Annotated in this window: 10 protein-coding genes and 4 pseudogenes; 2 read left to right on the top strand and 12 right to left on the bottom strand. The window is 70.8% G+C overall.

The genetic code is table 11. The features are described from left to right. A pseudogene (locus ACWD5D_RS44490) lies at window positions 1-130 on the top strand (IS6 family transposase); the annotation flags it as partial. Between the two features lie 78 nt (window positions 131-208). Here the strand turns inward: ACWD5D_RS44490 and ACWD5D_RS44485 are convergent. The 3 genes and pseudogenes from ACWD5D_RS44485 to ACWD5D_RS44475 form a co-directional block, all read right to left on the bottom strand. Beyond that, window positions 209-658, bottom strand: a complete 450-nt coding sequence (locus tag ACWD5D_RS44485) for a DUF4232 domain-containing protein (protein ID WP_451378453.1) — start codon at window positions 656-658, stop codon at window positions 209-211. 3 nt (window positions 659-661) lie between these two features. Next, window positions 662-928: a hypothetical protein gene (locus ACWD5D_RS44480; RefSeq protein WP_451378452.1), complete on the bottom strand. Its 267-nt coding sequence runs from the start codon at window positions 926-928 to the stop codon at window positions 662-664. Window positions 929-1,197: 269 nt separating this feature from the next. Then, window positions 1,198-1,527: pseudogene (locus ACWD5D_RS44475) on the bottom strand (kinase); the annotation flags it as partial. 89 nt (window positions 1,528-1,616) lie between these two features. Between ACWD5D_RS44475 and ACWD5D_RS44470 the strand changes: the two are divergent. Continuing rightward, window positions 1,617-2,395: pseudogene (locus ACWD5D_RS44470) on the top strand (IS5 family transposase); the annotation flags it as partial. Window positions 2,396-2,426: 31 nt separating this feature from the next. Here the strand turns inward: ACWD5D_RS44470 and ACWD5D_RS44465 are convergent. The 9 genes and pseudogenes from ACWD5D_RS44465 to ACWD5D_RS44425 form a co-directional block, all read right to left on the bottom strand. Further along, a complete protein-coding gene (locus tag ACWD5D_RS44465) occupies window positions 2,427-4,073 on the bottom strand; it encodes an amidohydrolase (protein ID WP_451378451.1) in 1,647 nt (548 codons plus the stop codon). Continuing rightward, complete coding sequence (locus tag ACWD5D_RS44460; protein WP_451378450.1) at window positions 4,070-4,450, bottom strand: cupin domain-containing protein; 381 nt, start codon at window positions 4,448-4,450, stop codon at window positions 4,070-4,072. Before ACWD5D_RS44460 ends, ACWD5D_RS44465 begins: the two co-directional genes overlap by 4 nt. A gap of 15 nt (window positions 4,451-4,465) precedes the next feature. Beyond that, window positions 4,466-5,869, bottom strand: coding sequence for an NAD(P)/FAD-dependent oxidoreductase (locus tag ACWD5D_RS44455; RefSeq protein WP_451378449.1), 1,404 nt, complete (start codon window positions 5,867-5,869; stop codon window positions 4,466-4,468). Continuing rightward, window positions 5,866-7,038: an ABC transporter ATP-binding protein gene (locus ACWD5D_RS44450; RefSeq protein ID WP_451378448.1), complete on the bottom strand. Its 1,173-nt coding sequence runs from the start codon at window positions 7,036-7,038 to the stop codon at window positions 5,866-5,868. The genes ACWD5D_RS44455 and ACWD5D_RS44450 overlap by 4 nt, the downstream gene beginning before the upstream one ends. Continuing rightward, window positions 7,028-7,819 carry an ABC transporter permease gene (locus ACWD5D_RS44445; RefSeq protein ID WP_451378447.1) on the bottom strand — a complete coding sequence of 264 codons (792 nt, stop codon included), beginning with the start codon at window positions 7,817-7,819 and terminating at the stop codon, window positions 7,028-7,030. The genes ACWD5D_RS44450 and ACWD5D_RS44445 overlap by 11 nt, the downstream gene beginning before the upstream one ends. Then, a complete protein-coding gene (locus ACWD5D_RS44440) occupies window positions 7,816-8,694 on the bottom strand; it encodes an ABC transporter permease (RefSeq protein ID WP_451378446.1) in 879 nt (292 codons plus the stop codon). Before ACWD5D_RS44440 ends, ACWD5D_RS44445 begins: the two co-directional genes overlap by 4 nt. Window positions 8,695-8,697: 3 nt before the next feature. Further along, a complete protein-coding gene (locus ACWD5D_RS44435) occupies window positions 8,698-9,819 on the bottom strand; it encodes an ABC transporter substrate-binding protein (RefSeq protein WP_451378445.1) in 1,122 nt (373 codons plus the stop codon). 166 nt (window positions 9,820-9,985) lie between these two features. Beyond that, window positions 9,986-10,588: a helix-turn-helix domain-containing protein gene (locus tag ACWD5D_RS44430; RefSeq protein WP_451378444.1), complete on the bottom strand. Its 603-nt coding sequence runs from the start codon at window positions 10,586-10,588 to the stop codon at window positions 9,986-9,988. Between the two features lie 121 nt (window positions 10,589-10,709). After that, window positions 10,710-10,781: pseudogene (locus ACWD5D_RS44425) on the bottom strand (arginine deiminase family protein); the annotation flags it as partial. Window positions 10,782-11,052 lie beyond the last annotated feature (271 nt).

The following is an 11,052-nucleotide window of genomic DNA, read 5'->3' as shown; positions in this document are numbered from 1 at the left end:
CGGGATCTCGCCCCACTTCCGACCCCGCCACCACCTGATGACCGCACACGACTACCGAGCCGAAATCCGCCACCGCTTCGCCATCTGGGACGAGACCACCGGCGCTGTCGGCTGGCCCACCACGGCCTGAACACAGGCCCGGACCGGGGGCCCACCATTCCCCGACGCCCCGTCAGGCACGTACACACCCAACAACATGACAGCGCCGTCAGAAGTCGTACGGCTTCTTGGTACTCCAGTTCAGCACGTCGGCCTCGTTCCAGCTGAACTGCCGCTTCTGACCCTTGGTGTCGACGGAGTAGAAGGGGACGTTGCGACCGTCCGCGCCGCGCAGCGCGATGGCGAACGACTGCGCCGTGTGGTTCTTCGAGCCGTAGTCGAAGAGGTTCGCCGCGCTGTATGCCTTGTCTCCGGGCCGGAGCGTGATGTGCTTGTCGCCGCCCGGGTTGTCCTTCTTCGAGTGCGGCAGTGTGGCGCCGTCGACGTCCCCGCCGAGCTTCACGGCCGGGTACGAGGTGACCCAGCATGGCTTGGTGCCCTCGTTCGACGCCGTGACCAGCAGGTGGTCGCCCTGCTGACCCGCGAACCGATGCACCGCGGTAACCAGCATCTCGTCCCCGCGGCACTGCCGGGCGCCGGCCGTTGTGCCCTTGCTCAAGGCCTAGTCCGTCCCACCCGAGGCGGTCGCCGAGCGCGCCCCCACCTTGGGGTCACCACCGCTGTTGACCTGATCCGCGCTGCCCTTGCCGTCCCCGTCAGACACGGACGGGCTCTGCGCGGTACCAGCGGTGTGGTCGCCGCCCGCCGCCTTCGAACCGTCATCGGCGCCGCCGCAGGCAGTCAGGCCCAGCGCCAGCGCGGCGGTGACGGCGGCGAGAGCGGCGGAACGGGCGGTACGGGCGGTACGGCGGGCACGGTACGTGGTCATGATGAAAGCTCCCCCATGGTCTGTCAGAACGCGGCACCCCCTGCTCCCGCAGGGCGACCGGCCGCATCGGCTGTTTCGCTGCACCCCATCAGATGACGCCGGGACGGGCGTCGTTCACCCGGGTCTGTCCGCATCCGGTAACAAGGCAACCGGGCGCGGGTGCGTCCCACCCCCGGCGGGAAGACCGCGTCCAGCCACCGCCGGCGACTTGGCGCGGCATCCCCGCCGACGCTCGACACCCGTGGGCACACCTCGCAACCGTGCGCCAGTCAGCGGTCCATTGCGGGCAAGTGGGCTAGGCCGGTGTCGAGCATGATGCGGTCGACGGTCTCGTGCAGGGCGATGTCGAAGTCGATGACGATCTCGACACCGCCGGGCAGCAGATCACGCGGCCGGTACCAGGCGTGCAATTGCGTCTCGTTGACGTCGTCGGCGAGCGGCTTGGTGGCGTGCCGGGCGAGGGTTTCGTCGAACGGCACGTCCAGGTAGTAGCCGTGGGTCGGGCCGCGGTGGTCGGCGCGCAACTGGGCGAGCATGTCGCCGTAGTGGTCGGCGTAGAGGATGCCTTCGACGACGACGTGATAGCCGGCGTTAAGGGCGCAGGCGAGGACACGGTTTCCGCCTCCGCCTCAGTCACCGCGGGCTTGAGTGAGAAGCCCTGCTCCTGACAGGACGAGTGTGGGCTGGTGGCGGCCGGTGGCGGGACCATCGAGAGGTGATCGACGCGATCGCCTGGAAGTTCCAGATGGGATCGCAGTGGATCCACCTCCCCGAGAGGCACGGCAACTGGCGAGGCATCTACAACCGGCTACGGTTGTGGGCCATCGATGGCACCTGGGAGCGGGTGTTTACCGCGTTGGTCGCTCAGGCAGATGCCGACGAAGGCCTCAACTGGGCCGTCTCGGTCGACTCGACCGTCGTGCGCGCACACCAGCACGCGGCCGGAGCCCGCAAAAAGGGGTCCCAGCAGGTGAACTGGCAGACCACGCCATCGGCCGGTCCCGCGGCGGACTGACCACAAAGATCCACCTGGCCTCCGATGCCCACTGCCAGCCACTGGCCTTCGTGCTCACCGCCGGACAGGCCGGTGACGCACCCGCCTTCGCTCACGTCATGGCCCGCCTTCGCGTTCCTCGACGGCGAGGACGGCCCCGCACCAGGCCGGACGTGCTCCTGGCCGACAAGGCGTACTCCTCCCGCACGATCCGCGAGCACCTGCGCAAGCGCGGGATCCGGGCGGTCATCCCCGTTCCGGCCGACCAACGCGGCCACCGCCTGCGGCGCGGAAGCCGAGGCGGCAGGCCACGAGCCTTCGACCGCGAGGCATACAAGCAGTGCAACACCGTCGAACGCTGCATCAACCGCCTGAAACAGTGGCGAGGCATCGCCACCCGCTACGAGAAGACCGCGACCATCTACGTGGGGGGACTCCACATTGCGGGCATCTTCCTCTGGTCTGCACGGTGATCCAAACGAAACTGCCTAGCTGGGGGAGGGTTCAATCGGCGTGGACCGGCTCCCCCGCGACCAGGGTGAGTACGGCGCGGGTGCCGGCCACTTCCGTGTCCGGGGCGAACAGGTCGCGGTCGAGGACGGAGAGGTCGGCGGCCATGTCCTCGCGCAGCAGGCCGACTTCGTCGTCGTTGCCGTTCACCCAGGCCGAGCCGGCCGTGTAGGCGCGCAGGATGTCGGTCAGCTCCAGCCGTTCGTTTGGCACGAACGGGCGGTCGGCGCCCGGCCATCCGGTGTGTGCCGAACCGGGCGGTTCGGTGCGGTGCACGGCGACGTGCATGGCCTGCCACGGGTCGGCCGTGGTGACCGGCCAGTCGCTGCCCCCGGCCAGCCGGGCGCCGCTGTCCAGCAGCCGTCGGAAGGGGTACTGCCGGCCGGCCCGGCCCTCGCCCAGCAGCGGGTTGGTCAGCTCGTCGGTCTGCTGGTGGTGGGTCGCCCACAGCGACTGGACGTTGGCCGCCACTCCCAGCTCGGCGAAGCGGCCGATGTCCGCGTCGTCGACCAGCTGCACATGGGCGATGTGGTGGCGCCGCTCGCGCGTCCCGTTGGCACCGGCCGCAGCCTCGACCGCGTCCAGGCACTCGCGCACCGCCCGGTCGCCGATCGCGTGGAAGTGCACCTGGAAGCCGTCGGCGTCCAGGCGGGTCACCGCCTCGGCGAGCAGTGCGGCGGGCACGTTGGAGTGGCCGAGGTTGCCGGTGGTGCACCCGCAGGAGTCCAGGTACGGCTCCAGCAGGGCGCCGGTGCCGTTCTCCAGCACGCCGTCCTGCATCACCTTCACCGCGCCGGCCCGGAAGCGGCGGCCAGGCTCGCCGCGCCGCGCCACCAGGTCGTCGAGCTGCTCCAGGCCGCGGTCGCGGTCCCACCACAGGGCGCCGGTGACCCGGGCCTTCAGCAGCCCCTCCGCGTCGGCCCGCCGGTAGGCGGCGAGTGTGTCGCCGGCCCCGCCGTAGGCGCCGACTATGGCGTCCTGCCATCCGGTGACGCCGTACCGGAAGAGGTGGGCCTGCGCGTGGCCCAGCGCCGCGAGCTGGTCCTCGACGGTGTCTGGTGGGAGCAGCCGGGCCACCAGGTCCATGGCGCTCTCGTGCAGCACCCCGGTGGGCCGGCCGGCCGCGTCGCGCTCGATCCGCCCGGCCGGCGGGTCCGGGGTGGCCCCGTCGATCCTGGCGCGCTCCAGTGCCGCCGAGTTGACCCACGCCGAGTGGTGGTCGGCGTTGGGTAGGAACACCGGCCGGTCCGGTACGACCGCGTCCAGCGGCTCCCGGGTGGGCCAGCCGCCGGGGAAGCAGTCCATGCTCCAGCCGCCGCCGAGGATCCACGGCCGGCCGGGGTGGGCGGCCGCGTACTCCCGGACGGCCGTGAGGCAGCTCTCGGCGTCGGCGGCGCCGGTGAGGTCGCAGCGCAGCGCCTCCAGGGCGCCCCAGACCGGGTGGATGTGCGCGTCCTGGAGACCGGGCACCACGGTCCGGCCGGCCAGGTCGAACGTTTCGGACGGGCGGCCGGCGGCCCGGCGTACCTCGGCGTCGGTACCGACGGCCGTGATCCGGCTGCCGGCCACGGCCACGGCCGTCGCGTACGGGCGCCGTGGGTCGCCGGTCCACACCCGGCCGCCGTGCAGGACGAGGGTCATGCGCCGGCCCCGTGGGTGCGCACCACGTACACCTTGCGGAGGGTCGCGTGGACCTGCCAGGTGCCGCGCCAGCCGGCCGGCATCGTCAGGGTGGCGCCGGGACGCAGCTCGACCTCCTCACCGCCCTCGGTACGGACGGTGGCGGATCCGGTCAGCACCTGGCAGACCTCGTCGTAGCCCTCGCGGGTGGCGGTGAAGTGGCCGGGGTCGCACTCCCAGACACCGACCTCGACCAGCCCGTCGGGCGACTGCCACAGGGGGCGGGTGGTCTCCTGCTGGCCGGTGGTGCTGGTGGACTTGGGCGTCAAGGGGGGCAGGTCGGCGCTCGCCGCGTCGGCGAGGAAGGCGACGGCGGGGACGAGGGCGGTGGTGTCCATCGGGGTCTGCTCCTTTCAGCGTCCGCTGATGACGTTGGCGACGCGTGCGATGACGGAGGTGCGCTCAAGACCGGAGTTCTCGTGCCGGTCGGCGGCGCGGTAGGCGACGTAGAGGCTGCGCACGCCCAGCCAGCGCAGCGGCTCCGGCTCCCAGCCGCGCACCTTGCGGCCCACCCAGGGCAGCCGGGTGAGGTCGGTCTTTTGACCGAGGATCAGGTCGCGCAGGGTGCGTCCGGCGAGGCTGGTGGTGGTCACGCCGTGCCCGACGTAGCCGCCGGCCCAGCCGAGGCCGGTGTCCCCGTCCAGGTGGACGGTGGCGCACCAGTCGCGCGGCACGCCCAGCACTCCGGACCAGGTGTGGTCGATCGCGACGCCCTCGGTGACTGGGAAGTGCTGCCTGAGGATGGCCTGGAGTTGCGTCTGGGTGGCGGCCCGGGTCTCGCCGCGCTGGTCGACGTGCGAGCCGAACATGTACGGGATGCCGCGCCCGCCGATGGCGATGCGGCCGTCGGTCGTCCGCTGGATGTAGCAGTACGAGTTGGCCTCGTCCCCGATCAGTTCGGCGCCGCGCCAGCCGATCTCCTCCCACACGGAGGCGGGCAGCGGCTCGGTGACGATCATGCTGCTGTTCATCGGCAGCCAGACCCGGTGGTGGCCGCGCAGCCCTGCGGTGAACCCCTCCAGCGCCCGGATGACGTACGACGCCCGGACGGTCCCGTGGGTGGTGACCGCCTCGCGCGGGCGGATCTCGGTGACCTCGGTGCCCTCGTAGACGGCGACACCCATCCGCTCCACCACGTTGGCCAGGCCCCGGACCAGCTTGGCGGGCTGGATGCGGGCGCAGTGCGGGCTCCACTGGGCGTAGCGGGCGCCGGCCACGCGGACCCGCTGGGCGAGCTGGTCCGCGTCGAGTTCGACCAGGTCGTCCTCGCCCCAGCCCTCGGTGCGCAGCGTGGGCAGTCCTTCGCGCAGCCGCCGCTCCTGCGCGGCGTTGGTGGCGACGTGCAGCAGTCCGTCCTTCTGGATGTCGGCCTCGATGCCCTCCTCGGCGGCGACCCGGATGACCTCGTCGACGGAGGAGAACATCTCCCGCTGCATAGCGACGGCCGACTCCCAGCCGTGCGACTTGGCGTAGCGGCGCATCTGCCCGGGCGGCTCGGCGCTGAGCCAGCCGCCGTTGCGGCCGGAGGCGCCGAAGCCGGCGAACTCCTTCTCCAGGACGGCGATCGTGAGGTCGGGCTGGGCCTTCTTGAGGTAGTAGGCGGTCCACAGGGAGGTGTAGCCGCCGCCGACGAGTGCGACGTCGACGTCCAGGTCGCCGGGCAGGGCGGGGCGGCGGGCGGGGACGCCGCTCTCCCGGAACCAGAAGGAGACGTCGCCGTTGGCGAAGGTGGGGCTGGTGGCGGGGGTGGTGCTCATCGTCCGCTCTCTTCCGCGGCGGCGACCGGGATAGGTTCGCCGGAAGTGGGTGGGTGGTTGGTGCCGGAGGGGTCGTCGAGCAGGACGCCCCGTTCGACGTCCCAGACCACGGTGACCTCGTCGCCGTGGCGGACGCCGGACAGCCGGTCGGCCTGCTCACGGGCGAGCAGTACGGTGCTGTCGGGCAGGGCGAGTTCGAGCTTGCGGCCGGAGCCCAGGTATATCTCCTGGGTGACACGGGCGGGCAGCGCGTTGACCCCGGGGGCGGCGGGCTCGGCGGCCGGCTGGACCCGCAGGTGCTCGGGGCGGACCACGACGGCGGCCGCGCTGCCCGCAGGCAGCCGTCCGGCGACGCGTACGGTGCGGTCGCCGACCCGCAGGCAGGAGTCGTCGCCGTCCGGCTCGACGCGTCCCCGGACGGTGGAGGACTCGCCGAGGAACTCGGCCACGAAGAGGCTGCGAGGCTTTTCGTAGAGCTCGCTCGCGGTGCCGACCTGCTGGATACCCCCGTCGTCGAAGACAGCGATGCGGTCCGACAGGACCAGCGCCTCCTCCTGGTCGTGGGTGACGAAGACGAAGGTGGAGCCCACCTCGTGGTGCACCCGCTTGATCTCCAGTTGGAGGGATTCGCGCAGCTTCTTGTCGAGCGCGCCGAGCGGCTCGTCCATCAGCAGCACGCTCGGCTCGTACACCACGGCCCGGGCCAGGGCGACGCGCTGCTGCTGCCCGCCGGAGAGTTCGCGCGGCCTGCGGTGGCCGTAGCCGCCGAGCCGTACGGTCTGAAGGGCCGCCTCGACCATCTCGGCGCGGCGGGCCTTTGGCACCTTGCGCTGCTTGAGCGGGAAGGCGACGTTCTCCGCGACGGTCATGTGCGGGAAGAGCGCGTAGTGCTGGAAGACCATGCCGATGTCGCGCCGGTGCGGCGGCAGGTCCTGCATCTGCTTGCCGCCGATGGTCAGCGTGCCCGAGGTGGCGGCGGTGAACCCGGCGATGATGTTGAGCGTGGTGGTCTTGCCGGAGCCGCTGGGGCCCAGCAGGGTCATGAACTCGCCCGGTTCGATGACCAGGGAGACGTCGTCGACGGCGACGGAGTCCGCGTACTCCTTGCGCACCTGCGCCAGTTCGATACGGGCTCCGCGCGCCTTGATGAGGCTGGTCTCAGCGGACACGGTTCCTCCTGGCGGTGGCGAAGGTGGCGGCCAGCACGAGCACCGTGGTGAAGACGATGATCAGGGTGGCGGCCGCGGCGATGGTGGGGTCGGTGTCCCGGGTCACGCTGGCGAACATCTGGACAGGCAGGGTCTGCAGGTAGGGGCTCTGGATGAACAGCGAGACCACGACCTCGTCGAAGCTGGTGACGAAGGCGAACAGGGCACCCGAGACGACGCCCGGGGCGATCAGCGGCAGGGTCACCTGCCGGATGGCGCCCCACCGGGTGGCGCCGCAGATCAGTGCGGCGTCCTCCAGCCGCCGGTCGAAGCCGCGCAGGCTCGCCGTCACCGGGATGATCACGAAGGGCAGGGCGAGCACGGTGTGGGCGGTGACGAAACCGAGCAGGGTGCCCAGCAGGTTGTACTGGAGGAAGAGCGCGTACACGCCGATGGCGACCACCACGGTCGGCACGATCATGGGCGCCAGCAGCAGCCCGTACGACGCCTTCACCCAGCGTGAGCCGGACCGGGTGAGCGCGATCGCGGCGGCGGTGCCCAGGCCGGTGGCCACCACCGCGACCAGGGCGCCGACCTGGAGCGAGGCGAGCAGCGCGTCGGTCCACCCGGGGTCGGTGAAGAAGTTGGCGTACCAGCGGGTGGACCAGCCGCTCGGCGGGAACACCAGGGACGCCTTGTCGGTGAAGCTCAGCGGGATCACCACGAGCGTCGGCGCGATGAGCCAGAGGCCCACCAGCACGCTGAACGCCCACAGCGCGATCCGCGTGGGTGCGGTCCTCATCGGACACCTCCCCGGTTGCGGGTGAAGCGCAGGACGACGCCGACCAGCCCCAGCAGGACCAGCGTCACCGCCAGCAGCACCACGCCCATCGCTCCGCCGCGGCCCCACGCGAGCAGCCCGTTGACCTGGGTGAAGATCTGCTGCGAGATCAACGCCTGGTCGGGCGAGCCCAGGAGCGCCGGGGTGATGTAGAAGCCGAGCGAGGTGATGAACACGGTCAGCGCGCCGGCGCCCACTCCGGGCAGCGACAGCGGCACGAAGACGCGCAGGAATGCGGTGACCGGGCGGGCGCCCATGCCCTGCGCGGCGTCCAGCAGCCGACGGTCGATGCCGCTCATCACCGCGTACAGCGGCAGCACCATGAACGGCATCAGCACCTGCGACATGCCGATCACCACGCCGGCGGGGGTGCGGATCAGTTGCAGCGGGCCCAGCCCCACGGTGCCGAGGATCTGGTTGACCACGCCGCTGTCCTGGAGCAGCACCACCCAAGCGAAGGTGCGCACCATCAGGCTGGTCCAGAACGGCAGCAGCACCAGCAGGGTGAGCCAGATCCGCGCCCGGGCGCCGACCATGGTCATCAGGTAGGCGTATGGGTAGGAGAGCACCAGCGTCACCAGGGTGACGACGGCGCCGACGGCCAGCGTGCGCACCAGCGTGGAGAGGGCGACGTCGCTGGTGAAGAACCAGGTGTAGTTGCCCGCGCCGGGTGTCGGCTCGCTGACACTGCGCCAGGCCATCAGACCCAGCGGCACCAGGAAGAGCACGGCCAGCAGGACCAGCGCGGGCAGCAGCAGCCATCCCCACCGGCCGCTGGCGCCCTTGCGTGGCCGGCCGCCGGTGGCCGGGGAGGCGATCTCGATCAGGGCTGTCATGGGTTACCGCGCCAGCCAGTCGGACCACTTCTGGATGATCTGCTCCTGGTTCTTCGCCCACCAGGCGTTGTCGACCTTGAGTGCCTGGGCCTGCCGCTCGGAGGTGGTGGTCAGGTACTGCTTGGAGAGCGTGTCGAGCTTGGGCTTGGCGTCGGTGTTGATCGGCGAGTAGGAGGTCAGCTCGGTGAGCTTGGCCTGCTGAGTGACGCCCAGGTAGTAGTTGATCAGCGCCATGGACGCCTTGGGGTTCTTGGCGCCGATGGGGACGGCGAGGGAGTCGGAGACCGGCAGGAACTGGTTCCACTGGGGGGCGAAGTGGGCGCCGTTCTTGACAGCCGAGTAGGCGCGGCCGGACCACACCATGGCCATGGAGACCTCGCCGGACTCCAGCAGTTGCTGGGAGCGGGCGCCGGTGTCCCAGAAGACCAGCGAGGAGCGGACGCTCGTCAGCTTCTTGAGGGCCCGGTCGACGTCCAGCGAGTACAGCTGGTCGGGAGCGACCCCGTCGGCGAGCAGCGCCGCCTCCAGTGCACCCGGGGCCGCGTCCGACGCGAAGCCGGGAATCGCCCGCTTGCCGGGGTACTTCTTGGTGTCGAGGAAGTCCGCCCAGCCCTTCGGCGGATTGTCGCCGAACTTCTTCTTGTCGTACATCAGGACCACGCCGTAGCTCATGGCCGGCACGGAGCACTTGTCCTCCGTGCCCTTGGGCAGCTTGGAGGTGTCGACGATCTTGCTGTCGAGCGGCATGAACATCTTGCCGCACTGGCGCTTGGCCCAGAGGGTGTCGGCGTCCACCACGTCCCAGGTGATGTTCTTGGCGTCGACCTGGGCCTTGACCTTGGTGTAGTCGGTGGGGCCGTCGGAGAGCACCTTCGCTCCCGATTCGGCGGCGAACGGCTTGACCGCGGCTGACTCCTGGCCGTCCTGGTAGATGCCGCCGTACGAGGCGAAGGTGAGGGTGACGCCGTCGAGCGCGCCCTTCTTCACCTTGCCGGCCGCGGCCGGGCCGGGGCCGAGGTCGACGTCGGCGGCGGCCGGGCCGGTGCCGGCGCAGCCGGTGAGGGTCAGCAGCAGGGCGCCGGCAGCAGCGGCACACCCCATGATTTTGCGTGACATTCTGGGCATGACTGTCTCCAAGAAGGACGGTGAAGGCACAAAGGGGCCGAGAGGGCACGGCGCGCAGGCGCACGGAGGCAGGGCGCGGCAGTGCGCCGCGCGGGAGGGGCACGGTGGGGAGAGGTGCGGGCGCGCGCCGCGGCCAGGGGTGGAAAGGGCTGCGGGTGGGGAGGGGTCAGTCCGGTGTCGGCGGGCTGATGATCCAGAGGATTTCGGCGGGCTCTGCGTGGCGGTTGACCACGCGGTGCGGCACCGAGGAGCGGTATTCGATACTGTCGCCGGCCTCCAGGTCGTGGGCCCGGCCGTCGAGTTCGACCCGTACGGCGCCGCTGATCACCAGGAGGATCTCCTGGGAGTCGCCATGGGTGTAGGCGTCGTCACCGGTGGAGGCCCCTGGGTCGAACTCGCCCGCGTACACCTCGAGATGACTGAGCGGGCGCTGTGAGATGAGGAATTTGCGACTGCCTGGAGCGGTGTGCAGCATCGGCCGGTCGGCACGCCGCACCGCCCTCGGACCGGGCCGGCCATCCTGGTCGAACAGGTCGGCCACAGTCAGACCGAGCGCCACGGCGATCCGCCGCAGCATGGCGATGGAGCAGTTCACCTGCCCGCGTTCCAGCTGACTGAGGAACCCGGGGCTGGCCTGCGCAGCCTCCCCCAGGGCCCGCAGCGACATCCGCCGCATCATCCGGTACTCCCGGATGCGGTCCCCCAGCGCCGCGTCGGCGGCACCGTCGGTGGAATCACCGGAGGGGCCCGGCAACGAACGATCAGTCATGAGCGAACACCTGATACGTCTTCAGCAAACACTTTGTTCGCTGGGGTGATAAGGACCGTACGCCGAGGCGATCTGGGAGACAAGACCCTCTCCACGCCGTCACCGGAACGTGATCACCCGCATGCGCGCCCCGCTCGACCGGGCAGCTCATGCAGCGCGGGCCGCCCCTGCCCCGGCGCAGTTCGCTGCCGGGGGCAGCCGTCCTCGCCCAGGGGTTCTCGGACCTCCGTGACGGCGCCAACCTCGGTCTGGCCGGCAAGTAGCCGGCGTCTGCGTCGTTCCTGGCTGGTGCATGCGGTAGCGCTCAGGACGAGTCCGTCTCGCGCCTGGTGGCGATGTAGTCGGCCCAGCCGCGTTTGACGCAGCGGGCGGAACCTGTCAAAGCGATCAAGGCAGGTAGATCGTTCTAACGCTGTGCCGGGATCAGTGGGCCGTATGGTGCCGGCTTGTTGATCCAGGCCGCT

This window comes from Streptomyces sp. NPDC002520 (assembly GCF_053595235.1).
This window is presented reverse-complemented; position numbering and strand designations above follow the sequence as displayed.